The 25,966-nt window shown below is 54.3% G+C and carries 24 protein-coding genes; 15 read left to right on the top strand and 9 right to left on the bottom strand.

What is annotated here, in order from left to right; translation table 11 throughout:
* The first annotated feature begins 29 nt into the window (after positions 1-29).
* Complete coding sequence (locus IPH75_09855; GenBank protein MBK7142372.1) at positions 30-659, top strand: TlpA family protein disulfide reductase; 630 nt, start codon at positions 30-32, stop codon at positions 657-659.
* Positions 660-927: 268 nt separating this feature from the next.
* Positions 928-1,800: a hypothetical protein gene (locus IPH75_09850; protein ID MBK7142371.1), complete on the top strand. Its 873-nt coding sequence runs from the start codon at positions 928-930 to the stop codon at positions 1,798-1,800.
* Between the two features lie 302 nt (positions 1,801-2,102).
* Here the strand turns inward: IPH75_09850 and IPH75_09845 are convergent, their stop codons facing one another.
* The 6 genes from IPH75_09845 to IPH75_09820 form a co-directional block, all read right to left on the bottom strand.
* The gene (locus tag IPH75_09845) at positions 2,103-2,600 is read right to left on the bottom strand and encodes a T9SS type A sorting domain-containing protein (protein ID MBK7142370.1); all 498 of its coding nucleotides are present in this window, start codon (positions 2,598-2,600) and stop codon (positions 2,103-2,105) included.
* Positions 2,579-3,730 carry an FG-GAP repeat protein gene (locus IPH75_09840; GenBank protein MBK7142369.1) on the bottom strand — a complete coding sequence of 384 codons (1,152 nt, stop codon included), beginning with the start codon at positions 3,728-3,730 and terminating at the stop codon, positions 2,579-2,581. Before IPH75_09840 ends, IPH75_09845 begins: the two co-directional genes overlap by 22 nt.
* 69 nt (positions 3,731-3,799) lie before the next feature.
* Entirely contained in the window at positions 3,800-4,555 is a 756-nt protein-coding gene (locus tag IPH75_09835; protein ID MBK7142368.1) for an ABC transporter ATP-binding protein, read from the bottom strand.
* Positions 4,556-4,557: 2 nt separating this feature from the next.
* The gene (locus IPH75_09830; protein ID MBK7142367.1) at positions 4,558-5,541 is read right to left on the bottom strand and encodes a branched-chain amino acid ABC transporter permease; all 984 of its coding nucleotides are present in this window, start codon (positions 5,539-5,541) and stop codon (positions 4,558-4,560) included.
* A complete protein-coding gene (locus IPH75_09825; GenBank protein MBK7142366.1) occupies positions 5,538-6,434 on the bottom strand; it encodes a branched-chain amino acid ABC transporter permease in 897 nt (298 codons plus the stop codon). Before IPH75_09825 ends, IPH75_09830 begins: the two co-directional genes overlap by 4 nt.
* A gap of 8 nt (positions 6,435-6,442) precedes the next feature.
* Positions 6,443-7,576, bottom strand: a complete 1,134-nt coding sequence (locus IPH75_09820; GenBank protein MBK7142365.1) for a branched-chain amino acid ABC transporter substrate-binding protein — start codon at positions 7,574-7,576, stop codon at positions 6,443-6,445.
* A 383-nt stretch (positions 7,577-7,959) separates the two neighbouring features.
* Between IPH75_09820 and IPH75_09815 the strand changes: the two genes are divergently transcribed.
* Positions 7,960-9,057, top strand: a complete 1,098-nt coding sequence (locus tag IPH75_09815) for a beta-propeller fold lactonase family protein (GenBank protein MBK7142364.1) — start codon at positions 7,960-7,962, stop codon at positions 9,055-9,057.
* A 1-nt stretch (position 9,058) separates the two neighbouring features.
* On the opposite strand, the gene IPH75_09810 is transcribed toward IPH75_09815, so the two are convergent.
* Positions 9,059-11,059, bottom strand: a complete 2,001-nt coding sequence (locus IPH75_09810; protein MBK7142363.1) for a VCBS repeat-containing protein — start codon at positions 11,057-11,059, stop codon at positions 9,059-9,061.
* Between the two features lie 239 nt (positions 11,060-11,298).
* On the opposite strand from IPH75_09810, the gene IPH75_09805 reads away from it, so the two are divergent.
* From IPH75_09805 to IPH75_09750, 12 genes are all read left to right on the top strand, one after another.
* Complete coding sequence (locus tag IPH75_09805) at positions 11,299-11,985, top strand: response regulator transcription factor (protein MBK7142362.1); 687 nt, start codon at positions 11,299-11,301, stop codon at positions 11,983-11,985.
* A gap of 1 nt (position 11,986) precedes the next feature.
* Positions 11,987-13,780 carry a HAMP domain-containing protein gene (locus IPH75_09800; GenBank protein MBK7142361.1) on the top strand — a complete coding sequence of 598 codons (1,794 nt, stop codon included), beginning with the start codon at positions 11,987-11,989 and terminating at the stop codon, positions 13,778-13,780.
* Between the two features lie 330 nt (positions 13,781-14,110).
* Positions 14,111-15,394 (top strand): hypothetical protein, encoded by a 1,284-nt coding sequence (locus tag IPH75_09795; protein MBK7142360.1) that lies wholly within the window; start codon positions 14,111-14,113, stop codon positions 15,392-15,394.
* Between the two features lie 23 nt (positions 15,395-15,417).
* On the top strand, positions 15,418-16,269 hold the full coding sequence (locus tag IPH75_09790; protein ID MBK7142359.1) for a phosphate ABC transporter substrate-binding protein: 852 nt from the start codon (positions 15,418-15,420) through the stop codon (positions 16,267-16,269).
* Between the two features lie 186 nt (positions 16,270-16,455).
* Positions 16,456-17,352 (top strand): PstS family phosphate ABC transporter substrate-binding protein, encoded by an 897-nt coding sequence (locus tag IPH75_09785; GenBank protein ID MBK7142358.1) that lies wholly within the window; start codon positions 16,456-16,458, stop codon positions 17,350-17,352.
* An 11-nt stretch (positions 17,353-17,363) separates the two neighbouring features.
* Positions 17,364-18,332, top strand: coding sequence for a phosphate ABC transporter permease subunit PstC (gene pstC / locus IPH75_09780; GenBank protein ID MBK7142357.1), 969 nt, complete (start codon positions 17,364-17,366; stop codon positions 18,330-18,332).
* Between the two features lie 119 nt (positions 18,333-18,451).
* Positions 18,452-19,291 (top strand): phosphate ABC transporter permease PstA, encoded by an 840-nt coding sequence (gene pstA, locus IPH75_09775; protein ID MBK7142356.1) that lies wholly within the window; start codon positions 18,452-18,454, stop codon positions 19,289-19,291.
* A gap of 76 nt (positions 19,292-19,367) precedes the next feature.
* Complete coding sequence (locus tag IPH75_09770; protein ID MBK7142355.1) at positions 19,368-20,111, top strand: phosphate ABC transporter ATP-binding protein; 744 nt, start codon at positions 19,368-19,370, stop codon at positions 20,109-20,111.
* 18 nt (positions 20,112-20,129) lie between these two features.
* A complete protein-coding gene (gene phoU / locus IPH75_09765; protein ID MBK7142354.1) occupies positions 20,130-20,819 on the top strand; it encodes a phosphate signaling complex protein PhoU in 690 nt (229 codons plus the stop codon).
* Between the two features lie 178 nt (positions 20,820-20,997).
* The gene (folE, locus tag IPH75_09760) at positions 20,998-21,558 is read left to right on the top strand and encodes a GTP cyclohydrolase I FolE (GenBank protein ID MBK7142353.1); all 561 of its coding nucleotides are present in this window, start codon (positions 20,998-21,000) and stop codon (positions 21,556-21,558) included.
* 20 nt (positions 21,559-21,578) lie between these two features.
* Positions 21,579-22,799: a 6-carboxytetrahydropterin synthase gene (locus IPH75_09755; protein MBK7142352.1), complete on the top strand. Its 1,221-nt coding sequence runs from the start codon at positions 21,579-21,581 to the stop codon at positions 22,797-22,799.
* Complete coding sequence (locus IPH75_09750) at positions 22,799-23,491, top strand: SDR family NAD(P)-dependent oxidoreductase (GenBank protein MBK7142351.1); 693 nt, start codon at positions 22,799-22,801, stop codon at positions 23,489-23,491. Before IPH75_09755 ends, IPH75_09750 begins: the two co-directional genes overlap by 1 nt.
* Before the next feature lie 4 nt (positions 23,492-23,495).
* Here the strand turns inward: IPH75_09750 and IPH75_09745 are convergent, their stop codons facing one another.
* Together IPH75_09745 and IPH75_09740 are read right to left on the bottom strand one after the other, a co-directional pair.
* A complete protein-coding gene (locus IPH75_09745) occupies positions 23,496-24,044 on the bottom strand; it encodes a hypothetical protein (protein MBK7142350.1) in 549 nt (182 codons plus the stop codon).
* A 55-nt stretch (positions 24,045-24,099) separates the two neighbouring features.
* Complete coding sequence (locus IPH75_09740; GenBank protein ID MBK7142349.1) at positions 24,100-25,872, bottom strand: aromatic amino acid hydroxylase; 1,773 nt, start codon at positions 25,870-25,872, stop codon at positions 24,100-24,102.
* Between the last annotated feature and the right edge of the window lie 94 nt (positions 25,873-25,966).

The following is a 25,966-nucleotide window of genomic DNA, read 5'->3' as shown; positions in this document are numbered from 1 at the left end:
GAGATAACTCGACTATAAGGGATGTATGAATGCGTAGACTCGCACTATTTGGAACCGCTCTCGTTTTTGCCTGCTTGGTTTTCGGATGTTCCGCTGAAAAGCAGGAAGCTGCCAAGCCGGAACCGACCACCAGCGAACCGTCGATCAAGGTGACTACCACCGAAACTCCGGCTGGGACGACCACTGAGACTCCTGCCGGTACCACTGCCGAGACTCCGGCCGTCGAGTTTGCGGTCTGGTCTGCAACCGACACCTACGGAAATCTCCGTCAGGCTACCGAGTGGGTCGGCAAGCGCCCGACTATTATCAACTTCTGGGGGACGTGGTGCCCGCCCTGCCGCAAAGAGATCCCGGACCTCATTAAGCTGTATGCCGAGTACAATCCGAAAGGGGTTGAGATACTTGGGTTTGCCGTGCGTGATGAAGCCACCAACGTCAATATCTTCACCAAGGAAGCCGGCATGAAGTGGGTGATGATGATGGGGAACGAAGAAGTTCTCGACAAGTACGGCCCGATCACCGGTGTCCCGACTACCGTCTTTCTCGATGCCAACGGTCAGGAAGTTGACCGCTATATCGGACCGCCGACCCTCGAGCAGTTCCGAGCCTCGGCCGAAAAGGCGCTCGTTGGCTACGAGCATAAGTCTGAAGCTATGTAGTTTTCATTCGCTCAACAAATTCAGGGCGTTTGGTCGACCAGCCGGACGCCTTTTATCTGCACCGCCCAACCAACCCCTTGACAGTCCTCAACTAATGCGTATCTTATCCTATCTGCATTGATAACTACTGATGTCCTACAACGATTCGAGCTACTGATCGCCAACTGGTAACGAAGGCTGTATTTTTTTCACATTCAGAGTCTAACTCTGTTGGAGCGTTGTCATGGTCTCTTTATGCCCGATTCGTACCATTGGTCGATTCGTATTTTTGCTTTTCTTGATTTCGATCTTTTCGAGCAAGCTGGATGCCTCCCCGGTTCTGATTGTCCAGACCGGTGATGCCGTTATCCCTGCCGGCCAGACCAGCGGCTTTATTCCAGTTTACCTGCTCAATACGGTCGACTCGGTCGAGGGATTCGAACTGGTGCTCAGAGTCTCGGACTCAGACGCGGTCCAGTTTTCGGGCGGGCTGGACACCACCGGCACACTTATCTCAGGCTGGCAATTCAGTATTGTCTCATCTTTTCCCGGCGGGATCCATATGCTCTGGCTGCCGAATCAGTTTGGGCAGGATGATATCCCTCCGATCGCCCCGACCACCCAGATCAGGACGCTGGTGAAAGTCCCGTTCCTGCTTAACGGGCTCAACCCCGGGCTGAGTTACACGTTTGATATCACGATAGACACTTCGCTGGATGATTTCGGTTTTTCCAATCCGTTGGGTTACCTGATCGGTATCCATACCGACACCGTGGTCGATACCAGTTGTTTCCAGTGTATAGACTGGAACGGCACGATCTGCGAGCAATGGATCCTGGTCAACGATCCGCCCTGCGACTCCAGCTATTTTGATACGACCCGAACCTCATATCTCGATACCGCCAAGACCTGGGTGTTTGGGAGTACTATAAATGTAGTGGCCTGTTGTGTCGGGATTCGCGGCAATCTGAATGGTGACCCGCAGGAGCTGGTCGACCTGAGCGATCTCTCTTACATGGTCAGTTTCCTGACGGCGGGCGCGGCTCCACCGGCCTGTATGGCCGAGGCGGATGTCAATAACTCTGGGAATATTGACCTGACTGATCTTTCGATGATAATCAACTACATGACTGCGGGAGGTACATTGCCGAACTGTATCTAGGGGCCTATACAGTAAAGCCGTACCTTTTGCGGCGTGTGCGAAAGTCGGGTCGAGGGTGCCTTCTAGTCATATCGAGAGCCAATCAAGGATGATGCGAACCCCCAGACCCGGTTTTCTTTTTATCGAGAATGGGTTTTGGACCAGCCATCTTCGGGTCTCGTCCTCGCCTTCGTGGGGCAGGCTCCGCTCGACCCGACGGGGTTAAGTTCAGCCCAAGAATAGTAGTGCTAGCAAAAATGCATTAATCCAGTTTCTAAAACCTGTCGCCTCGAGCGAAGACGAGAGGCGAAACCAATGCTTCCCTACTTCAACAGCAGCATCTTCCGCGACAACACTCCATCGTCTGTTTCCAAACGATACAAATAGACCCCGGATGCAACCACTTCACCCGATATATCCCGCCCATCCCATTCGACCGAATGCGTACCGGCGGACACTTCGCCATTCACTAGTCGCGCAACCTCCTGCCCCAGTATGTTCACAATAGCCAGGGTCACCTCACTTCTCCTCGGCAAATCGAACGAGATAGTTGTCGAAGGATTAAAGGGGTTAGGGTAGTTAGGGTGGAGAGCGACGGCGATAGGCAGAACAGACGGATCTCCTGGGACATCCACTGGCACTTGGCCGAATCCGGAGTAGACAAGGGCAACTCCTGGCCACCAACCAAAGGACGACAACATCGCTCCGGCTGCGAAATCCTCCAAGCCATCACCGTTTACATCGCCTATGCCACTGACCTCACCACCAAAATTGACAACATCTATTGGTGGGAACACTTTCATATCGACGATACCATCCATGGCCGTACCACCGTAGTAGATCCAGACTCTGCCCTGGAAGGGGATTCACAAATCAGTAAGTCAGAATAGCCGTCAGTGTTCAGATCACCTGCTGACTCCATTCCGCCAAAATTTGGCAGAATAATAAGATCCGAAGTAGTGTCGGTTGGCTGTTCACCAAGGTAGAGATCACCTGGAGTACCGCTCGCGTGAACGACGAAATCAGTAAGACCATCTTGATTAAAATCGGTGGACACAATCTGGTAGCCAAATGCGAAGCTCGCAGGATCGACTGGATCATGCAGGATAAACTCTGGCACAGTATCCAGTGAGGAACTCGCTCTATAGAAGCAGACGGATCCGGGAGTCGTGGGATCACCGCCATAGCCCGGTACGCCCAATAAGATATAGCTCATGCCATCAAAGTTTGGCAGAAATCCGACGGCGGAACCACTTTGCTGAATATCTGGAAATGCCCCAAACGCAAAGTGGTAATCCGCGATGGTATCAAAGACCGGGTCACTTGAATAGAGATATGCGCCGTTACCGCCGTTTCCAGTTGGCTCACCAACCAGCAAATCCGGTTTGCCATCGCCGTCCATGTCCTTTCCGGCGCATACCATATGGCGGGAACCAATCGGTTCGCCAAATCCTTCATAAGAGTGGATTGGAAATCGCATGGCAGGTGAAGACGACAAGAGCGGCCCGCCGTAATGCAGATCAAAATTGCTGGGCGTCCATGTTACCGTATCGTGGCAAGCGAGCAGGAAGTCGTCGAACCCGTCAGAGTTGAGATCGCCTACGTCATAGATACGCAGAGAAGGTGCGCGCAACACGAAGTCAGGGACAGAATCTATCTCGTCACCGCCGAAGTACAGTCGAAATTCCGACCAACGACCGTCCGAGGAACGCGAAACCCAGAAGTCGTCATAGTCGTCCGAATTCACGTCTCCGGCAGGGGAAATGCACCGTCCGAAGTTGTCCAGTGTATCACCGACCATAAGGCGGGCTATTAACTGTGGTGAATCAACTACGATAAATTGTGAGAAACAGAGACTCGGAAGCAAGACGAACAGTACAAAGGCCATCCAAACGCGCATAACAGCATATTCTCCCACCCACAACATACCACCGGTCATCCATTTTACCAAGGAGAATAAGATAAGAAAACTGGATCCCCGCCTCCGCGGGATGATGCGGCTGGAGTCGTTTTGGGCTGGTCAGCCCGCCCCGAGATAGGCTTCAATCACTTTCGGGTTCTTCTGCACTTCGGATGGTTTCCCCTCCGCGATCTTCTCCCCGTAATCCAGCACTACTATCCGATCAGAAATAGACATCACCACCTGCATCCGATGCTCAATGATGATCACCGCGATATTTTTCTGCCGTATCTTCTGCAGCAACTCGATCAGTTCATCGCACTCTTTCGGATTCATCCCGGCAGTCGGTTCATCCAGGAGCAACAGCGATGGTTCCGTCGCCAGCGCGCGCGCGATCTCCAGCCGACGTTGATTCCCGTACGACAGGTTCCGCGCCAGATCATTGCCGCATTTGAGCAGGCCGACAAAATCCAGCGCCGCCTTGCCGGCATCGCAGATCTCCCGTTCTTCCCGCTTGAATAACGGTGTACGGAGCATCGCGGAACCAAATCCGGATTTTGTCCGACTATGGCGCGCCACCATCACATTTTCGAGCGCGGTCATGCCGTGGAACAGCCGAAGATTTTGGAATGTCCGTGCAATACCTGCTTCAACCACGCTATGTGATGTTGCACCGTTAAGCAGTTTTCCTTTGAATCGAACCTCGCCATGGTCTGGCGCATACACGCCGGTCACGACATTAAAGAAAGTCGATTTCCCCGCGCCATTCGGACCTATCAATCCGAGGACCTCATTGCTTTCGATCGTCACACTGAGATTGGTCAGCGCCTTGAGTCCGCCGAAATGTTTGGTGATCTGGTCCGCCTGGAGAAGCATCGCTAATGCGTCTCCTCGGATTTGAGTTCAAGTGCACGACGTTTGGATGGCAATATCCCCTGTGGGCGGAAGATGATGGCGATCACCATTACCGCCCCGAATAACAACATTCGATAATCGACAAAACGCGACCCTAGGGTCGAACGGAGCACTTCCGGCACGCCAACCAACAACAGCACACCAAGGATCACCCCGGCAATATTCCCCATCCCGCCGATGACGAGCATCGACACCAGCAACACCGACTCCATGAATGTGAACATCTCGGGTGAGATAAATCCGATCCAGTGAGCATAGATAGTCCCGGCCACCGCGCCGAACATCCCGCTGATCGTGAACGCGATCGCTTTGGTTCGGGCGACATTGACTCCCGCAAGTTCCGCCGCCAGTTCATCCTCGCGAATCGCCACCAGCGCGCGTCCGAGACGAGAATGCTCCAAACGAGTGCTGATGATGATGCCGACTATCACAAACGCGAGAATGAGATAGTAGAACTGGATATCTTCTCGAAGTTCCAGGCCAAAGACGTTCACCGGAAGGATCCTCTCCCCAACCCGCGGCAACCCCTTTGGGCCATTGCTGAGGCCATCGTAATTATTCAGCACCAGTCGCGTGATCTCGCCGAATGCGAGCGTGACAATGGCAAGATAATCACCGCGCAATCTGAGCACCGGTGCGCCGATCAGTAACCGCGCCGCCCCACCGACAATGATCGTGATCGGGATGATCATCCAGAACGACAACCCAGCTATCGACAACAATGCACCGGTATACGCACCAATGGCATAAAATGCCATAAAGCCGAGATCCAAAAGACCGGTATAGCCGATCGTTATATTGAGACCCAGACAGAGCAACGCATAGATCCCGACCAGACCGATCACATGGACCGTGTAGTAACTTCCGGTGTAATGCAGGATCAACGGCCCGACAATGACGATCAACAGCAGTATGCCATAGATAAGCTGGTTGCGGGAGATGGTCATATCTTCTCAGTCACCTGCTCGCCAAAGATGCCGGTCGGCCTGAAAACCAGCACCAATATCAGCACCACAAACGCGATCACATCTTTGTATTCAGATGAAATGTAGCCTGCGGCGAGCGCTTCAAGAATACCGAGCAGGAACCCACCGACCATCGCACCCTTGATATTACCAATCCCGCCGAGTACCGCCGCGGTGAATGCTTTGATACCGGGGAGAAACCCCATGTTGTATTTGATACTGCCGTAGTAAAGTCCGTTCAGCACACCGGCCACACCGCCAAGTCCGCCGCCGATCAGAAAAGTGACGGCGATGATCGTGTTGGTATTGATCCCCATCAGTTGCGAGACGATATGATTCTGCGAGACCGCGCGCATCGCTTTGCCGAGTTTCGTCCGGGTGATGAATAGCTGGAGCGCAACCATCAGTACGATCGCCAGCGTGAAGATCAGAATTTGCAGCGAATTGACATGAATTCCGGAAAACTCATACTGCGTGACGCCGAATGTTTCCGGGTATGGTTTCGATTCTGCACCGACAGTCAGCATGATCAAGTTCTGCAGAAAGATAGAAACACCGATCGCCGAGATGAGTGGAGCAAGGCGAGGCGCATGACGCAGTGGACGGTACGCCATCTTCTCGACCGCTACCGCCAATATCCCGGTGAAGAGAAGCGCAAAACCAAAGATGATCAGGAAATAGAGTGGGATGACCGGCGGCAGGACACCCGGCAGAAGCGCCAGCACCCAGAACCCGATATATGCGCCGACCATGAAGATCTCGGAATGCGCGAAATTGATCATCAGCAACACGCCGTAGACCATCGTATACCCCAGCGCAAAGAGGGCATAGATGGAGCCGAGCGTTAATCCGTTGATGATCTGCTGGACGAACATCGATTCAGCTATTGAACCTGAGGTACATGCTCATAGAAGTTGAACCGGCCATCCTGCACGCGATTCATCGAGATCGCCTTGTTTCGATTATCCCCGTTTTCATCGAAGGAGACCTCGCCGATGATCCCGTTGTGCACGATCCCGGCGATAGTCTGATTCAACTTGGTCATATCTTTGCCGCAGGCGATATACGCATCGAGCAGGAGCATAGTCGCTTCATAGGTGAGCGGGTCGTATGGTTCAACATCATCCCCCGGCCAGCGTTGGGCATAGCGCGCCAGAAAATCTTTAGCGAGCGGAAGTTTGCTCGGCGGAAGTCCAACCATCGAGGCAAGGTCGCCTTCGGCGGCCGATCCGGCGATACGGGCGTATTCACTGGTGAAGATCCCATCCCCACCCATCAACGGCACAGCAAGGCCAAGTTCTTTCATCTGCTTGGTGATCAAGCCGGCCTCGGCATACAAACCGCCGTAGTAGACCAACATCGGCCCCGATGACTTCACACGGGTCAACAATGCCTTGAAATCTTTCTCGCCACGGTCAATGCCGTCAAATGAGGTAACTGTCCCGCCGATCGCGAGAAACTGCTTCTGGAATTCTTCAGCGAGTCCCTGACCATAAGCGGTCTTGTCATGGATGATAGCAACGGTATTCAGGCCAAGCGTATCATGCACATAGTTTGCACCAAAACTCCCCTGGACATCGTCGGTGCCACAGACGCGGAAGACATTTTTGTATCCCTGCTGGGTAAGTTTTGGATTGGTCGAGGCCGGAGTGATCATCGGCAGATCGCGCTTTGCATACTCTTTGCTGGCTGGGATCGAGCAGCCGGAGTTGAGATGGCCGATTATCCCGATAATAGCGCGATCCGAGATCACTTGCGTTGCTACCGTGACAGCTTCTTTCGGATCGGAACGGTCATCCATCGGGAGCGCCTCGATGACGATATCGCCGAGCATCTTGGCGGCATTGGCATCCTCGACAGCCATGATAAACGCGCGCTTCATCCCCTGTCCATGAGCAGCATCGTCCCCCGTCAGAGGGCAAACGAGCGCGATCTTCACTTGATTGGATCCGGCGCCACCGCATCCGGCGACCGCCAGCAGAGCGCATAAGATCAGACAGAGATGCAGAACCTTCATCGGATACTCCTTACCTGACAGTAAAAGACTGTGGGCGGTTCGGGGATACCTGGCGGATGCAACGGCATCCCGGGATCGGCAGTCTCCCGACGGCGCATGCGGCGTTTGGCATGCGTTCGCCCTGCTGAAGCTGGTGATAAACATGGCAGATAAGCGACTGTCTGTCAACGAGAAATTCCCCTCCGACGGAGCGGCCGGTGACGATGAAGAGGCATCTGGTCCACCCTTTGGGCTTGACTTTTGGATCCATTCTCGATTCTCTATGTAGATAAGAGAGGTCTCCGAAAGCCATTTCCTCACGCCTGCCGGGGTACCCAAACATGTCGCGGATGATGTAGCCGCCCGTCGTGCTGCACTTGACCCTCAATTGGAGACTGCTGAAAATGAAACAGACTCTGCTCACTCTTGCAATGATACTTGTTCTGGCTGGCTGCAGTTCTGACAAACCGACATCATTGACGCCCAGGATCATTGGTCCCGAAGGCTCCATCTATGTGCTCAATCAGGAAGACGGAACGATCTATGTGTACGACTCCGAGACCGGCATACGGACCGATTCAATGGATGCGGCGGTCCCCAAGCCACATCACATGGAATTCTCTCCCGATCACACGTACTTCTACGTGGTCAGTCGAAGCAATCCCGGCTGGGTAGCCAAGTTCGCGCACGAAACTGGGACGTTAATCGATACGGTAGAGATCCCCGGAGCGCTCCTCCCGACGGCGATCGCTGTCTCGCTCAACGGCGGCATTGGGTATGTCGCGGATTTTACCCCCAGCCCGGTAACCGGGCATGTGGCCAAGTTGGATCTTTCCGCAATGAGCGTCATTTCGAATACCCTTCAATCCGGCTCCGGGACGCATGATGTCAAGATATCCAACGACGGCGCGCGAGTATTCGCCTGCAACCGCTTCACTGATAACCTGACGATCATCACCACTGTCAATGACGATGTATATATCCGTCCGCTCAACGATGCTGACCCGTCAGTCCCCGGCAGTCCGAAGTATGGCCCGTATGGCCTGGTGGTCGACACCAAGGATTCGCTTCTGTATATCGCCTGCCTGGACAGCCTCGCCGACCAGGTCAGAGTGTACGACATTGAGGCCGATTCGATCGTTGATTCCATCATGATCCCGTTCAGCAAAACTGCTGAAGGTCCTGGGAAATTCGCCGGCCCGACTCTCATGGATATGACTTCGGATGACAGCCAGCTTTGGGTGACGACTCAGTGGGGAAATTCAGTGGTGGTGATCGATCCGCAGACCAAAGCGGTGTTGGCCAATATCCCGTTCTCGACACCGCTTGCTTTTGGGGTGAATATCTCCGATGACGACTCCCGCGCGTATGTCGCCTGCGCCAACGAACCCGACCAGCGCGGTCGGGTCTATGTGATCAATACGACCACGTTCCAGAAGGTCGATTCGATTTTAGTTGGGAAAAATTCCTTTATGGCCCACTACCACGCCCATCACCACTAGGCTACTTGCAGGCGGGAAGTTGGGACAACTGCCCCGTCAGGAAGGCGATGAGGTAGATCAGATCCCCCATGTCGATTGTCCCGCCGCCGATCTCGAAAAGATCGGCTTCGCTGGGACAGGGGAACGTGACAGGTCCGAACGGCTGCGTGATATGCTGGATCAGCATCGATAGATCGGAGAGATCGGTCAGCCCATCCGGACTGCTGTTCAAATTGCCGCGCCTCCCCACACAACAGTCTCCATCCGATCGATAAAAGTTTAGCCCACCATCCAGCTCACCCACAAACAGATCTCGGTCCCCGTCGTTATCGATATCCGCTTCGCGGATCAGCGCGCGAAAACCGTCATCGTTGCCGGGTATCTCTGCGTCCTCTAAAAGCATGGATAGCGAGTCCGGAAATTGCCCCGAATCAGCGGTATTGCGGTAGAGCGTCACTCCCAGTTTATCGGTCCCGATCAGCAGATCAGAACGGCCATCTCCATCCCAATCCAACACTGAAGGAACCACAAACGCGCGCGAGGTGTCGCGAGTAAGCAGCGAGGCTGTCTGCAGCGTGAGCGCCGGATTACCTGAAGTACCGTTATTGCGATAAAGTAAAACATTCGCACGATTATTGAAATCCCACTCTCCGATCACTAGGTCGAGCAGGCTGTCTCCATTCATATCGACCGGAACCGGTATGGCGAGTTGGTCAACCTTGATCCCCCCAAGCTGGGCATCAGCTTTGACAAATGCATAAGAATTGGCGGTGCCGTCATTGCGCCAATACTCAACTCGCCCGGCATTGGTCCCAACCAGCAGGTCCAAATCGTTATCCGAATCCCAGTCGACCAGGGCAGGCGCTGAATAAAGGAGTACGGAGATATTGGCAAATGAATCGGTGACGAACAAAAACTCCGGCGCGTCGGCTGAACCTGTATTCTGATAGTAAGTCAATCGCCCGGAAACCCCGCCGATCAACAGGTCAAGGTCGCCATCGTCATCCAGATCCCCAAGCGTGGGCACCGCCGCCGAACCAACATCGATCGATCGAATGATCGAACTGTCGATCAGATCCCAGGCCGCCACCGTACCATCGCCCATATTCTCATAATAGCGCAGGCAGTTCAAGTCTGCCGAACCGGCAACTCCCAGAACCAGATCAAGGTCATTGTCGTTGTCCAGATCGGCAAATGACGGATGATTAAATCCCTGGGTCGCCTGCGGAAGATAATTCTCGGTCTGGAAGGTCAGATCCGAGAGGATGCTGTCACCCAGATTGACGAAATAGTAGAGATTTGGATTGAAGAAATCCCCGTAAAAAAGATCAAGATCATGATCCGCGTCCATATCGACAAACCGGAGCGCAGAAAAGCCGTGATTCACTCCGCTCGCCAGCGTGCCGCGCGGAAATGCCAGCACCGAATCGTATGCATCGGTCTCAAACTGGAACTGGGGCGTGGTTGCGGTCCCGACATTGCGATACAGTTCCAAAAGTCCGCTCGGTGCGCCAAAGAAGAAATCCAGGTCGCCATCTGAATCTATATCCGCCAACGCCGGAGTATTAAACTGCCCGGTCAGAATTCCGGAGAATGCGCTATCCGCCAATTCAAACGTGATGCGCTCTTCGCTGGAGATATTCCGCCAAAAAGCTACTTTCCCCTCGCGGCTGTCGCAAAACAGATCCAGGTCGAGATCTCCATCAATATCCCCGAGAATATGCCAGGTGCCGATATCGACCTGTCCCAGCCGCTCCGTGACCAGCTCCCACTCTGGCTGGGACACACTGCCGATATTGCGGAAATACGTCAGCTTGCCGGATGGATCGCCAAACAACAGGTCAGTCAGACCATCGCGATCAAAGTCGACCAATGTTGGCTTTGGCGTATTGATGCCGCCCCAAAAAGGGAGTCCCAACGTCGCAGCCCCCCGCGTGACGGAGAACGGAGTGAGCTCTTTCTCATATCCGGCAACACCGGAACTGGAGAGGAGGAGTATGAAAAGCAGCAGTCGTTTGAGCATTCTTTCGCCATTTGAACAGGTTACTTATCGGACCAACATTATCCTGAATATAGGAACGGGCGACCGGAAAGCAATGTTCAGCCTACTTGTCAGGATATCCGCTTGTACCATATATTACTTGCGCCGGAGACCATGAAAGTCTCATAGTATACTAACGAAAACTGAACATCCAACCACTCGATTAGCACTGTTACTAAGGCGATGGCAAACCGAACCACAAGTCTGATGTAGAGGAAACCATGGCAAGAGAAAGTGTGCTGATCATCGAGGACGAAGAAGATATCCAGGAGCTGATCAATTATAGTCTCAGCAAAGAGGGGTATCTGACCACTGCGGTGATCTCCGGCGAGGATGGGCTGAAAACTGCTAAATCAAAGCAACCCAACCTGATAGTACTCGATCTGATGCTTCCAGGGATGGATGGCCTGGAGATTTGCCGCTTGCTCAAGAACGACCCGAAAACACAACACATCCCTATTGTCATGTTGACCGCTAAGGGTGAGGAATCTGACGTAATCACCGGCCTGGAACTTGGCGCCGATGACTACATCACCAAGCCGTTCAGCCCAAAAGTGCTGGTGGCTCGGATCAGGACAATCCTCCGCCGGAAGGTAAAGCATGATGTCGGCGACGAAGCAGTACTGTCGATCCACGAGATGACGATCCATCCCGGCCGCCACGAGGTCGTAGCCAAAGGAAAACAGGTCGATCTTACCCTGACTGAATTCAAGATCCTGCACCTTCTGGCCCGTCGTCCCGGATGGGTTTACACCCGCTACCAGATCGTCAACGAGATCCGCGGCGACGAAGTGCTGGTGACGGATCGTGCGGTTGATGTCCAGATTGTCGGACTTCGCCGAAAGCTTGGCGTGATGGGAAAGTATGTCGAAACGGTTCGAGGAGTAGGCTACCGGTTCAAGGAGTGAAATGCCCCGCAAACGAGTCCTCTGGCAACTTTACCCCGCATATCTGATCATCACGTTGGTATCGTTGCTGGCGGTAGCGTGGTATGCCTCACGTTCACTCCGGCAATTTTATTTCGATCAGACCGCACTCGATCTTGAGGTGCGAGCCACACTCCTTTCCGGCCAGGTTGAACCATTCTTCCTTGATTCCCCTCTGAACACAACAGACAGCCTTCAATTACAGTCGATAGTCAGCGAACTGGGACTCAAAACCGATACACGCCTGAGCGCGATCTCACTCTCCGGACGGATCATCGCCGATTCGCACGAACCCTCAGTCGCCTGGCAAAACCAAACCCCCAATCCCGAGTTCGCCGCGGCCAGGGCCGGAGCGATCGGAATCGACTCACGATTTCGTAAGCAATCTAATGAGCCGGTGATGTATGCCGCAGTGCCATTGACTATCAATGGAGATATACGGGCGGTCATCCGTGCTTCAATTCCGATCGGATTTATTGAGGACGCACTCTGGGAAATTCGGATCAAGATCGGCGTGGCCGCACTGCTGATCGGGATCATTTCGGCGATGATCAGCCTCTGGGCCTCCCGCCGTATCAGCCGTCCCTTGCAGGAACTCCGAACGGGAGCGAGCAAATTCGCCGCGGGCGATCTGAGCAACCGAATGCCGATCTCGGACTCCGAAGAGATAGGCGGCCTGGCCGAAGCGATGAATGAAATGGCGCTCCAACTGGATGAACGGATCCAGACGATCACGCGCCAGCGAAACGAACAGGAAGTCATCCTGGCCGGCATGATCGAGGGAGTGATCGCGGTAGACACCGAAGAACGATTACTGATCGTCAACCGCGCCGCCTCAGAACTACTGCAGATCAACGCCGACACCGCGCGGGGACGAACTATCCAGGAGGTCGTCCGCAACACCGATCTGCTGCGTCTCATTGACAGCACGCTGGCGACCAACGCGCCGACCGAAGGCGAGATTGCGATGGGAGAACGTGGCGAGCAAACCTTGCAGGCGCACGGTACTCTACTGAGAGACCAGGAAGGCGCCACGATCGGTGCGTTGCTGGTCTTTTATGACATCACCAAACTTCGCAAACTGGAAAACCTGCGCCGTGAGTTTGTGGCCAACGTCTCCCACGAACTGAAAACGCCGATCACCTCGATCAAGGGATTTGTCGAAGCGCTCCAGGATGGCGCGATCGACAACACCGAAGACGCCAAGCGCTTCCTCGGGATCATCACCCGCCAGGTCGACCGACTTCATTCGATCATCGAAGATCTCCTCGCTCTCTCGCGCATCGAACAGGATGCCGAGAAGTCCGGCATCCCGCTTGAACTCGGGTCAATCTATGAAGTCTTGCACTCCGCCATGCAGGCATGCGCCCACACCGCGACAACCAAGAAAATGCAGCTCTCCCTCACCTGCGATCAGTCATTGCGGACCCGCATCAATCCTCCCCTCCTTGAACAAGCCGTTGTCAACCTGATAGATAATGCGATCAAGTACAGCGACTCGGAAAAACCGATTGAAGTTGCGGCCGGTGTGGTCGGCGGCGAGCTGATCATTGCAGTCAGAGATCACGGCAAAGGGATCGGCAAAGAACACCTTCCGAGATTATGGGAACGCTTCTATCGGGTAGACACCGCTCGCTCGCGATCGATGGGAGGAACCGGTTTGGGGCTAGCCATAACCAAACATATTGTGTTAGCCCATAACGGTCGGGTCTCCGTCGAAAGTGAGCCCGGCATCGGCTCGACTTTCAAAATCCACTTGCCCGCCAGTCAGTTCTGAGGATATCCACACAATGACGGGCCACCCTCCGCTCCAACAAAGACCTCGAAGTCCGCTAACAATTAACGTTGCGCTAACCAAGAGCTAACATTTGACCGGTTGACTTCCCTCTGTCGGACAGTCGCTGAGCGCGAATCGGGCCGACAGTGGGAAGAGAACAGTTGAATCAAAATGGCCTTCTGCTTGAGGTGAGCTTGCAGGAAGCCGATTCCGCAGAACCGATCCGGTTCGCTCTCTCCCGCTTGATCCAGATGACAGTAAGTTAACTTGGGGAACATACGTGAATCAACCATCGTCCGTACCCCGGACGTAGGAGGAGACAGAGCGATTATGAAGAAAATCTGGGCAGCAGTGGCCTGGCTGGCGATCGCGTCGGCAAGCGGCGTCACGGCACAAGATTCGAAGGACAGCACTGAAGTTGCGGTCGACAGCCTTCGCGAAGCAATGCTGCAAACGAAGGACCGTCTTGACGGCATGAACGAGAATCTTGCAGTGCTTAACAGTGATGTCAGCATTCTCAAGTGGGTAAAAACCTCCGGATACCTGCAGGCACGCTGGGAATACATGGATTCCCTGGCCAATTTCACGAGCGGTCCGGACCTCAAGCAGAACAACGGCGCCAGCAATCTCTATATCCGTCGCGGCCGTATCAAATTCCAGGTCACGCCAAACACCACCAGTAAATATGTGATCTACTTTGATGCTTCCAAGAACAGCGTCTCTCTCAAAGAGGCCTATGCGGAGTTGAGCAAGACCGTCAATTTCCACACGGTGGCCCTGACAGTCGGGCAGTTCAACTGGCCGTTCGGCTATGAGATCGAATATTCATCTTCACAGCGGGACTTCCCTGAGCGAAGCGCCGCCGAAAACGCGCTCTTCAAGGGTGAGCGGGATCGCGGCCTCAATCTGACCTACACCGCCCCGAAATATTTCTCGGCGAACATCGGCGTTTTCAACGGCTACGGGATCGACGACAAAAACTACAGTTGGTGGGACCCGACCAGACAGAAAGATGTGATCGCGCGCGCCAAAGTGAAATTGGGGATGCTCGATTTCGGCCTCTCCGGTTACTGGGGAGAGTATTTCCAGCCCGGTACCGCCGCAGTGGCAGCTTCAACCGTTTGGCGGGACAATGATGGAGATCATGTGGTTGATTCTACCGAAGTGACCAACACTGCCGCCAAGGCGGCCGTCCCCGGCTTCTCCAAAGACAAGAACCGCTACGGTATGGATGCCCAGCTCTATCTCGATTTCCTCCCGATCGGCGGCACGGCAGTTCGCGGTGAATGCTACTGGGCCACGGATTACGACAAGACCGGCGGTTCTGATTCACTGGTAAACCGCCAGGGATGGTACCTCTGGGTCTCTCAGGCGATCACGACCAAATTCGGTGCGGCCCTTCGTTACGATTATTGGGACCCGAACTCCGAGACCGCCATCAATGATGCACTCGGTACACTCTCCATGGCCATGCACTATTACTGGGATCCAAATGTTCGGATCACGGCGGCGTACGATATGCCGCGTAAACTAGAGGGTACATCGAAGTTCTCCAAACTGGAGAGCGACCCGGAAGACAATCGATTCACCCTGCAATTCCAGTTCATGTTTTAGATCAGAGCAAAGGAGATATCAATATGAAAAACAGATTAGTCTCACGGTTCATCTGGTCAGCGGCAGTTGCACTGCTGATGGTGGCCAGTATCGGCCTGTCACTCAAGGCGGGACAAACAGTCACGCTCAAAGGATCCGACACCATGCTCATGCTCGGGCAGCGCTGGGCCGAAGGATTCATGGCGGATAATCCTGAAACGATCATCCAGGTTACCGGCGGCGGTTCCGGTGTCGGATTTGCCGCGCTGATCAACGGTTCAACCGATGTCTGCGAAGCTTCCCGACCGATCAAACCGGGCGAGGTAGACAAGCTGAAACAGCGCTTTAATACCCCGGGAGTTGAAATACCGGTCGCACGCGACGGTCTCGCGGTTTACCTCCACGCTGAAAACCCGGTCTCCGAGTTGACTATTGAACAGCTCAAGAAGATCTATCTTGGGACCATCACCAACTGGAAAGAGGTTGGCGGGCCTGACCAGCGAATCATCATGTATGGCCGCGAAAACAGCTCCGGCACCTATACCTATTTCAAAGACGAAGTGCTTAAAGGAAAAGACTTTGCGGCCCAGACCCAGACCCTTCCCGGGACGGCGGCAGTAGTTAACGCGGTTGCGAAGGACAAGTTTGGGATCGGCTACGGCGGCGCGGCCTATGCCAAAGGGGTAAAATTCGCGAAACTGAAACGAAATGCGGAATCCCCCGCTTTCGAGCCCTCGCTGGAAACTGTCCGTTCAGGTGATTATCCACTCTCCCGCTTCCTTTACTGGTATCTGCGTAACAAACCGCAGGGAGAGATCAAGAAACTGGTAGAGTTTGTCCTCTCCGACAAAGGGCAGGAAGTTGTGAGCAAAGTTGGGTATTTCCCTGTAAAGTAAACGGTTAGTAGATCCGAGAGAACGGGAATCCTTTTCCCGTTCTCTTCAAATTCATTCCGTAGGTGAGGGGAATCCTGACAGTATCCTAACAGAAACCTAACATCACCCAGGTTACCTTGGGTGTGTAAAGTGCGAAGCTAACATTCGGGCTGAAAACAGACTACGCGCTTTTTTTGGAGGTAGAAGATGATTAAGAAGTTCACCACGGCCGCAGCCATCACGTCACTTCTGATGGCACTCGTCGCGGTCGCGTTTAGCACATCCGTCGCTCAATCCGGCAAACCAACCAAAGCCGGTACAATCACTATCAAAGGATCCGACACCCTCGTCCGACTCGGTCAGCGATGGGCCGAGGAGTATATGAAGTTGCACCCGGGCGTGGTGGTTCAAGTGTCTGGCGGTGGCACCGGTACGGGCATTGCGGCACTCTTGAACGGAAGTACTGATATCTGCGAAGCCTCGCGCGATATGGAAAAGAAAGAGTATGCGATGGCTGAGCAGAAGGGGATCAAGCCGACCCGTTACGCGGTCGCCCTCGACGGTATCGCGATCTTTGTTCATAAGGACAACCCGATCAAGTCGCTCACTCTCGGGCAGCTCAAAGACATCTACACCGGCAAACTCACCAACTGGAAAGAGTTTGGCGGACCGGACAAACGCATCATCATTTATAGCCGCGAAAATAACTCCGGAACCTACGCCTTCTTCAAAGAGCATGTCCTGCTCAAACGCGATTTTGCACCCGAAGTCCAGACACTCCCCGGAACCGCCTCGGTCGTTAATACGGTCGGCAAAGACCTCTACGGCATCGGCTATGGCGGCATCGCCTGGGAATCCAATGTTCGCCACCTGGCAGTAAAAGTTGATGACGCTTCCCCGGCTATCGAACCGAACATGGAAACGATCACCAACGGCACCTACCCGATCGCGCGCGAACTCTATTGGTTCTTTAACGGCGTGCCGACCGGTGAAGCGAAAGCCCTGCTCAACTGGGCGCTCTCCGAGGCCGGCCAGACAGTCGCTGAGTCAGTCGACTACATTCCGCTGCCGAAAGAGATCGCAGCCAAAAACATGGTGCCGTAGGCGAATCAGATATGGAACAACTTGATCGCTTTCAGTTTAAGCCGAAATCCAAACTCCGTGAGTTCCTGGGCGAAAAATTCATTGCCCTGAATGCCTACGCGGCCCTGATCGCGATCATCCTGATCTTCATCTTTATCTTCAAAGAAGCCATCCCGATCTTCGCCGACAAAGTGACACAGGAAGAAGTCACCATCGACCGGATGATCTTCAAACAGGCGTTCTATGAAGATGAAGATCCGAAGTTTATCTGGCAGCCGAATTCCGATATTCCAAAGTACTCGTTGATGCCGCTCTTTATCGGCACACTCAAGGCGGCGCTCGTTGCCATGCTGTTTGCCGTGCCGCTCGGAGTCATGGCCGCCATCTACACGTCCGAATTTGCCAGTAAACGAACCAAGGAGATCATCAAGCCGGTGATCGAATTGCTGGCCGGGATCCCTTCTGTGGTATTGGGATTTTTCGCCCTGATCGTTCTCGCCAGTTTTCTGCAGAGTGCATTCGGGCTAACCTATCGGCTTAATGCCCTGAATGCCGGACTCGCCCTTGGCATCACCATCATCCCGGTCATCTTCACGATCGCCGAGGATGCCATGTCCGCGGTACCGCAGTCATTGCGCGATGCCGCTATCGCCCTGGGCGCCAATCCCTGGCAGGTCTCTTTCACCATGGTTCTCCCTGCCGCCATGCCCGGCATCGCCGCAGGGATCGTCCTGGGGTTCGGTCGCGCTATCGGCGAAACCATGATCGTCCTGATGGCCTCCGGCAACGCGGCGATCTCTTCCACCAGTTTTACCGATTCAATCAGAACATTTTCGGCCACGATCGCGGCGGAACTTGCCGAGGTCGTTTTTGGCAGCCCTCACTATAGTGTCCTTTTCCTGATCGGAACTCTCCTCTTCATCTTCACTTTCCTCACCAATCTGGGCGGGGATATTATCCTGACCAAGCTTCGTGAGCGGTTGCAGGGGAAAATGTCGTGAACCAGCCAACCGACAACCTCCCGTTCAACACATCGGATCTGGGACACCAGTACCAGTTTGGGGCGAAGAGTTCCGGGGCGATTCCGCGCGGCCTGCTCTTTCTGGCAGTCGTGATCATTATGGCGATCCTGGGGATCATCCTATTCGATGTGGTTGTCGGCGGTATCGGTACCCTCAGTTGGGATTTTGTCAGTTCCCCTCCTGAAAACGGGATGGAAGAAGGCGGCATCTTCCCGGCAATTTTCGGTACTGTTTTCTTAGTGATACTGATGGTGATTGCGGTCGTACCAGTCGGTGTTTTGACCGCCGTATATCTTCAGGAGTATACCGATCCGCAGTCCGGAGTAACTCGATTGCTCCGTATCGCCATCAACAACCTGGCCGGTGTCCCTTCAATCGTGTTTGGCCTCTTTGGCCTCGGCTTTTTTATCAGCTTCGTAGGCGGAAACCTTGATAAGTTTTTGCATGCTGGCGAAGGTCCGGTCTGGGGACAGCCCGCTATCATTTGGGCTTCGCTGACCATGGCCCTTCTGACCCTGCCGGTAGTGATCGTCTCCACCGAAGAAGCACTGCGCAGCATTCCGCGCGAACTGAAAGAAGCGAGCTACGCACTCGGCGCCACCAAATTACAGACGATTATCCGGGTGATCCTCCCGCAGGCGATGCCCGGTATTTTTACCGGCGCCATTCTGGCGGTGGGACGCGGAGCGGGCGAAGTTGCTCCGATCATGTTCACCGGCGCCGCGTACTACCTCCCCTATCTCCCCGCGAAACTCAGCGACCAATTCATGGTTTTAGGATATCACACCTATGTAATGGCGACACAGTCACCGGATGTCGAGAAAACCAAGCCGATCCTCTATGGGACCGTGCTGGTCCTGCTCCTGCTGACCTTTATGCTGAACTTTGTCGCTATCCTGATCCGGTCAAAAATCAGAACGAGGCGTGTCAGTGCGTGAAGAAAACCTTGAGCTTGAGGACGACCGCGTGCAATCCGAGTTGATCCCCAACGGGAAACCACACCCCGTCTACAAGATGACGGCCAGTCACCTGAACTTCTTCTATGGCAAACATCAGGCACTCCATGATGTCTCGCTCGATATTGAGAAGTTCCGGGTAACCGCTTTGATAGGTCCGTCCGGCTGCGGAAAATCGACTTTCCTCCGCACCCTCAACCGGATGAATGACACCATCCCCGGCACTCGAATGGAGGGGACGATCAAGCTGGAAAATACCGATCTCTATCGGGATGTGAAGGATGTCTCCTCGATCCGCACCCGAGTCGGGATGGTTTTCCAAAAGTCCAACCCTTTCCCGAAGTCGATCTTCGAAAACGTCGCTTACGGCCTCAAAGTGAACGGGATCTCCGATAAGAACCTGATCACCGAGGCAGTTGAGACCACCCTGAAGAAGGCATTTCTCTGGGATGAAGTGAAAGACAAACTGGAGAAGAACGCCTACCTCCTCTCCGGTGGTCAACAGCAACGACTCTGTATCGCACGAGCGCTGGCGGTCCGTCCCGAAGTGCTCTTGATGGACGAACCCGCATCGGCCCTCGACCCGATCTCCACCTCCAAGATCGAAGATTTGATCGGCGAGCTAAAGAAAAACTACACGATCGTGATCGTCACTCACAATATGCAGCAGGCCGCCCGCGTTTCGGACACTACCGCCTTCTTCTACGAGGGACAGATGGTCGAGTGCGGCGAAACCAAATTGATCTTCACCAAACCGACCAAGAAACGAACCGAAGATTACATCACGGGACGTTTCGGATAAGAAGTGTAAGGACCATTCATGTCAACCCATCTCCGTCGGGAAATCGAGAAACTCAAACGCCAGTTGCTGACGCTCTCAGCCATTGTGGAGGGGTCCGTTCAGAAAGCCGTCCGCTCCATTTCGGAACGAGACGCTAAACTGGCGCGTCAGGTTCTGGATACTGATGGCACGATCGACCAGATGGAAGTTGATGTCGAAGAAGAGTGCCTCAAGATACTCGCTCTGCATCAGCCAGTCGCTACCGACCTTCGGTTTATTATCGCCGTCCTCAAGATCAACAATGATCTCGAACGGATCGGCGACCTGTCGGTGAATATCGCCGAACGCGCGATCTACCTCTCCGGTCAGGAGAAGATCGAGATCCCGTTTGATTTTCCGAAAATGTCGGCGCTGACACAGTCGATGCTTCACCGTTCGCTGGATGCACTGGTCAATGCGGATCGGGCGCTGGCCGATGCCGTCTGCGCCGCAGACGATGAATTGGACAAGATCAATCGCGAGATGTACTCGCGGGTCAAAGCGGGTATCCGCAATCAACCGGAACGGCTCGACTCGCTCATCCATCTCTTGGCGGTCTCCCGCCAGCTCGAACGGATCGGTGACCATGCCACCAATATCGCCGAGGATGTCATCTATATGATCGAGGGGACGATCGTACGCCACGGTGGACCGGAGAATAACCAGATCCCGAACGGCCAATTGGTTTAAGCCGATAACTCCGCCAACCCGTTACTGCACAACAGCCTCTATAGATTGACGGACTCGTCCGTCGGTCTGGTTCGACCAGACAATCAATCTCGCTTATTCCTGACAGCTGGAAACCACTCCCCTTCCGGCTCTGTTAAGCAGATATTGCAGGAAAGGCTTACCAATGGAAAAGACCACGATGATCGTCAAAGGGCATGAACTGGAACAGCTCTACGCGCAGCTTCTTGATAGTATCGGTGAGGACCGCAACCGTGAAGGACTCCGCGCCACACCAAAACGCGCGGCCAAAGCGCTCCAATACCTGACCAATGGGTATCACCAAAACCTCGACGAAGTGATCAATAACGCGCTGTTCGAGTCGGATATCCAGGAAATGGTCCTGGTCAAGGATATCGAGATGTATTCGATGTGCGAACACCACCTATTGCCGTTCATCGGGAAATGCCATGTCGGCTATATGCCCCAGGGACGAGTCCTCGGGCTCTCCAAGGTTGCACGAGTAGTCGATGTGTTCGCTCGACGCCTGCAGATACAGGAACAGCTCACCAAGCAGATTGCCGACACGATCATGAAATATACCGATGCCGCCGGGGTTGGTGTGGTTATCGAAGCGCAACATCTTTGCATGATGATGCGTGGAGTCGAAAAACAGAATTCGGTCATGAAGACCTCCTGCCTGCTGGGGACTTTCCGCGATAACCCGCAGACCAGAGCCGAATTCCTCTCTTTGCTCAAGTAACGACTGACCCGGGCTTGACGATGTACCTCACACTTAGCAAACGATTTGAATTTGCCGCCTCCGCGCGGATGCACAACAGCCGCCTCTCCCCTGAGGCCAACGCCGATTACTACGGCGCGGCCGCAGGCAATCGATACGGGATCGGCAACAACTACACCGCGTATTTTGTCTTCCATGGTCCGGTCGATGAATCGCTCGGAATGATGATCAATGTCAGCATCATCAAGGAGCGGATGTCGGCTCTGTTGCAGGGGCGCTACGATCATAAATTCCTCAATGTTGACACCGTTCCTTTTGAAGAGATCCCGCCGACGCCTGAAAACGTCGCCCGCATGTTGTTGTTGGAGGCTATGCCTTTCTTCTCGGACACCGCCGCAAAACCGGTAGCACTCCATCTTGAAGTTTCCCCCCTCAGTTCGGTGACGGCCTATGCCGATGGACGCTTCGAACGGAATTTCTGGGTCGAGTTCTCCGCCGCGCGCCGCACCTGTTCGCCGCACCTCTCCGATGCAGAAAATCAGAAGTTGTTTGGGATAGCGTCATCACCGATGGGGCACGGTCACAACTATCGATTGCGAGTGACGGTCGAGGGCCGGGTTGAACCGGAGATGGGCCTCTTGGTTCCCTATCGCGAACGATGTGCCGCGCTGGATCAACTCAAGCAGATGCTCGACCACAAAAGCCTGAACGACGAGGTTCCTCTGCTCAAGGGGTGGCCTATAACGACCGAATCACTCGCCAAATTTTGCTTTGATCAGCTAAGTTCGCACATGCCGATGTCGCAGGTGCGACTGCATGAAACCAGTTGGTTTTTCGCCGAATATCAGAAGGATCGATCAACCACCGTAGGGGTCGAGCGCATGTTCCACGCCGCACACCGCCTCAATAATCCGAATCTCTCCGCTCAAGCCAATCGCGAGCTGTATGGCAAATGCAACAACCCATCCGGCCATGGACACCTCTATCGTGTCCAGTCGACTATCGGCGGCCCGCTGGATGAACGGAGCGGCACTCTCGCTGACCTCAATTGGGTCTACAACGGACTCGGCGACACGATTTCTCCCTGGGCGTTCAAACATCTTGATGCCGAAGTGGCTGACTTCGCCGAAAAGACCTCGACCGGCGAAAATATCGTTTCTATCCTCTGGCCAAAACTTGACGCAACCTACAATGGCCGCCTGCAACGCCTCCGTCTCTGGGAGACCCCCAACAATCGCTTTACCCTCAGGAGATCGATCTGATGCAGCGTATTTTGATCACCGGCGCCAGTCGCGGCATCGGGCGCGCTATCGCCGAACAGCTCGCCGAACCGGATACGCGCCTGCTCCTGCAAGGTCGTGATATGGCTGCTCTCGAAAACACTGCGGCCGTTGTAACAGCCAAGGGCGCGCAAACCGAACTACTTCGCTTTGACCTTGGCCGCCGGGATGAAGTGTTCGAATTGCTTAAAAAGCTCGACTCTATCCCCATTGACATCTTCATCAACAATGCCGGCGTCGGCATGGTCGCGCCGCTTGAGCAGGTCACACAAGAGGATTGGGACCTTACTGTTGCCGTAAATGTCACCGCGCCATTTCTCCTCTGCCAGCGTCTCGTCCCGCAGATGAAAGCCGGAGCGAGTATCGTCAATATTCTCTCGGGCGCCGCCAAGATCGGCTTCCCCGGATGGACCAGCTATTGCATGAGTAAGTTTGCGATGGATGGTTTCGCTAAGGCATTGCGTGAGGAATTGCGACCGCGCGGCATCCGCGTGATTAATATCTACCCCGGTGCCACGGATACGGACATCTGGGATCAGGTCCCCGGCGATTGGCCACGAGAGAAGATGATGAAGGCGGAATCAGTAGGTATGGCCGTCAAAGCGGCTTTGGAGCAGCCAGCTAATATCCTCGTCGAAGATATTACCCTGGGGATCATCTCCGGAAGACTATAATCGACTATTCCCGCGCTCGGAAACCGAATTTTTCATACTTCGCGTTATACCGGACCATCCGATACTGTATCTCTTCCGCCCCTGCGCTCCCATCGCGAGCAGTGAAACTGATCTCCAGCGTATCAACATCGGGCGGGATATCGACAGCCCCAAATCGAAGGATTCGCCGCGTCTCATCCCCAAAATTCACTGAATCGACTCGCATATGCCGAAATGGCACGGTGAGTTTACTCCCGCTTGGGCTAAGTGAGATTATCAGGGAATCAACAGCCGGCGACGTTGCAGGGATCACTTTGGCAACCATTTGCAGGGTAAACGCATAACTATTGCGAATGAGTCGGGTTGAGTCGTTCGTCTCATATGAAGAGACTGCACGTGCCAGCCAATCCCAACCCATATGGACTCCGATCGAACCATCGATCACATCCTTGGGGGCTTCCCTGTATTCGATCTGTGGTGAAGTGGATTCGACTCGAAAAATAGTACTGTAGAACGTGGTTGAACAACCAAGCCCGACTAACATAACCAGCAGCAGAAACGAGATGATTTTCATGACTCTACCTCTACCCGAAAAGTAGCTATGCGGCAGAGCCAATTCAAGTCGAATTTCAGGTATACAGAAGATTCAAGCCGTCGGCGATCAGCCCCTTCAGCTCTGGATTCCTTGCCGCCTGTTTGTCGAGCCACTCGCGGACGATCGGCTGAAGTTCCCGATGTATCTCCCGCTTCGCCATGATCTCGAGTATCTCCAGCGAGGCAAGCCAATCTTCGCGATGCTCCTCGAGGAGGATCTTCCACAATTCGGGGAGCAGCTCCGGACTGGACTTTTCGTCGCGAATTTCCCGAATATGCTTATAGACGTTGTAGAGCTTGCGTGTCTTGAGATCCGGCTGGACCTTGATCGTGCGCTCTTTCGGCACCAATGCAATCTGCTCGTAAGCATCTTTGTCGGCCGCACCGTTGAAGACGGAGACTATTCGGTCACCCACCGCCATATCATACATCCCCCAGGCCGGTTCAAACAGGACTCTGCTACCGAGAGTGACTCGACAGTCGGCAAAGCAGAGCAGAACAAGGTGCCCATCCTGACGGACCACCTTCTCCAGTCTCCCCGCAACCTCAATTCCGCTGTCATAGATCAGGTGGCATTTCTGGTGCAGGACAATCCCCTGTTCATTCAGTTCGCTATCGGTCATCTCCTCAAGCGGCGTGGAGATGCCTTTCAGCTTGCCGACTGGTGAACCGAATCCGTCGGCATGGTAATCCTTCCCGTGACCATCCAGCTGTTGATCCCCAACCGCCAGTGCCGATGGACCCTGAACGCGGATATATGCCGGCTGATTTCCGTAACCAGGGAGCATTTCCACGAAAACACCGGAGACCTGCAACCCTGAGGAATAAACCGCAGTCGCCACATTGTTGCATTCGATCGCTTTGGAGATCCCTTCGGTCCCGCCAACCGTCCAGGCCATGGTCGAGACAAACTCATCCAGAACATGATTGAGGTGCTCGAAATCCGGCGTCACAAAAAGCTGCGGCTGCTTGGTGGTGATATCAAACGCGACATCCGCCGCGGCGATAGTATAAGGAATCTTCTTCACTCCCTCATCAAGACAACTCACCGCCTCGCCTATCGAAGAGAGCAACCCGGCTCCATAGATCTTCGGTTGCTCCATATTGCCGATCAGCCCGTATTCGACCGTCCACCAGTGGAGTCGGCTAAGCCGAGCCATCTCGGAGGGCGCGCCCAGATTCGCCTGACGCTCTCCGACCAGCTTTGCCGCCGCTTCGACCTCATTTGGGTCGGCGTTCGGCGCTTCTTTCAGGATAGACAAATGCCGGATCGCCTCATACAGCTCGAAATCCTTGCGTGAGGACATTGCCCGCGCGCCGACCTCACCAAACCGCTGCAGGTAGGCGGCATATTCGCCATCAACGATGATCGGCGCATGCCCGGCCGCCTCGTGGACGATATCCGGCGCTGGAGTATACTCTATGTGATTTATCTGCCGCATATCGCAGGCGATCACCAACACCCGGTGCGCCTGGTATTCCATGAAAGCCGCCGGCGGAATGAACCCGTCAACCGCCACCGCCCCCCAGCCGATCCGACCAAGGATCTCGTTCATATCTTCAATTCTGGGGATGGCATCGAGATTGATACCGGTATTGAGTAGCCCCTCGAAGTAGATCCGATGGGCATTCTCTCGCAGGATATGGACAGCCTGACGCATGATAAATCGCCAGACGGCATGATCGACCGGGGAATATTTCTCCCAGTTCTGACTGACATAGAACTGGCGAAGGTGATTGGGGAGCGACGCAACCTGCGGGTTGGAGGACCATGCAGTCGGCGCCGGAGACTGTCCTACATTTTGCATAGCACTATTCCTTCTGTCCCAGGGACAAGTGGCGGCTGCGGAGTCGAAGAGGTCGCCCGGAGCGGGGCCGCACGCCGTCACCGTCAAACATGTA

The organism is bacterium, from assembly GCA_016708025.1.
GTDB lineage: Bacteria > Zixibacteria > MSB-5A5 > GN15 > FEB-12 > FEB-12.
This window is presented reverse-complemented; position numbering and strand designations above follow the sequence as displayed.

Coding starts and splice junctions, on each gene's coding strand:
- IPH75_09845 (MBK7142370.1), bottom strand. CDS start 2,600: ATGGATGGTATCGTCGATATGAAAGTGTTCCCACCAATAGATGTTGTC.
- IPH75_09785 (MBK7142358.1), top strand. CDS start 16,456: ATGATTAAGAAGTTCACCACGGCCGCAGCCATCACGTCACTTCTGATG.
- IPH75_09835 (MBK7142368.1), bottom strand. CDS start 4,555: ATGCTTCTCCAGGCGGACCAGATCACCAAACATTTCGGCGGACTCAAG.
- IPH75_09820 (MBK7142365.1), bottom strand. CDS start 7,576: ATGAAGGTTCTGCATCTCTGTCTGATCTTATGCGCTCTGCTGGCGGTC.
- IPH75_09745 (MBK7142350.1), bottom strand. CDS start 24,044: ATGAAAATCATCTCGTTTCTGCTGCTGGTTATGTTAGTCGGGCTTGGT.
- pstA (MBK7142356.1), top strand. CDS start 18,452: ATGGCGATCCTGGGGATCATCCTATTCGATGTGGTTGTCGGCGGTATC.
- IPH75_09855 (MBK7142372.1), top strand. CDS start 30: ATGCGTAGACTCGCACTATTTGGAACCGCTCTCGTTTTTGCCTGCTTG.
- IPH75_09830 (MBK7142367.1), bottom strand. CDS start 5,541: ATGACCATCTCCCGCAACCAGCTTATCTATGGCATACTGCTGTTGATC.
- IPH75_09740 (MBK7142349.1), bottom strand. CDS start 25,872: ATGCAAAATGTAGGACAGTCTCCGGCGCCGACTGCATGGTCCTCCAAC.
- IPH75_09825 (MBK7142366.1), bottom strand. CDS start 6,434: ATGTTCGTCCAGCAGATCATCAACGGATTAACGCTCGGCTCCATCTAT.
- IPH75_09805 (MBK7142362.1), top strand. CDS start 11,299: ATGGCAAGAGAAAGTGTGCTGATCATCGAGGACGAAGAAGATATCCAG.
- IPH75_09810 (MBK7142363.1), bottom strand. CDS start 11,059: ATGCTCAAACGACTGCTGCTTTTCATACTCCTCCTCTCCAGTTCCGGT.
- folE (MBK7142353.1), top strand. CDS start 20,998: ATGATCGTCAAAGGGCATGAACTGGAACAGCTCTACGCGCAGCTTCTT.
- IPH75_09790 (MBK7142359.1), top strand. CDS start 15,418: ATGAAAAACAGATTAGTCTCACGGTTCATCTGGTCAGCGGCAGTTGCA.
- phoU (MBK7142354.1), top strand. CDS start 20,130: ATGTCAACCCATCTCCGTCGGGAAATCGAGAAACTCAAACGCCAGTTG.
- IPH75_09800 (MBK7142361.1), top strand. CDS start 11,987: ATGCCCCGCAAACGAGTCCTCTGGCAACTTTACCCCGCATATCTGATC.
- IPH75_09795 (MBK7142360.1), top strand. CDS start 14,111: ATGAAGAAAATCTGGGCAGCAGTGGCCTGGCTGGCGATCGCGTCGGCA.
- IPH75_09755 (MBK7142352.1), top strand. CDS start 21,579: ATGTACCTCACACTTAGCAAACGATTTGAATTTGCCGCCTCCGCGCGG.
- IPH75_09750 (MBK7142351.1), top strand. CDS start 22,799: ATGCAGCGTATTTTGATCACCGGCGCCAGTCGCGGCATCGGGCGCGCT.
- pstC (MBK7142357.1), top strand. CDS start 17,364: ATGGAACAACTTGATCGCTTTCAGTTTAAGCCGAAATCCAAACTCCGT.
- IPH75_09815 (MBK7142364.1), top strand. CDS start 7,960: ATGAAACAGACTCTGCTCACTCTTGCAATGATACTTGTTCTGGCTGGC.
- IPH75_09770 (MBK7142355.1), top strand. CDS start 19,368: ATGACGGCCAGTCACCTGAACTTCTTCTATGGCAAACATCAGGCACTC.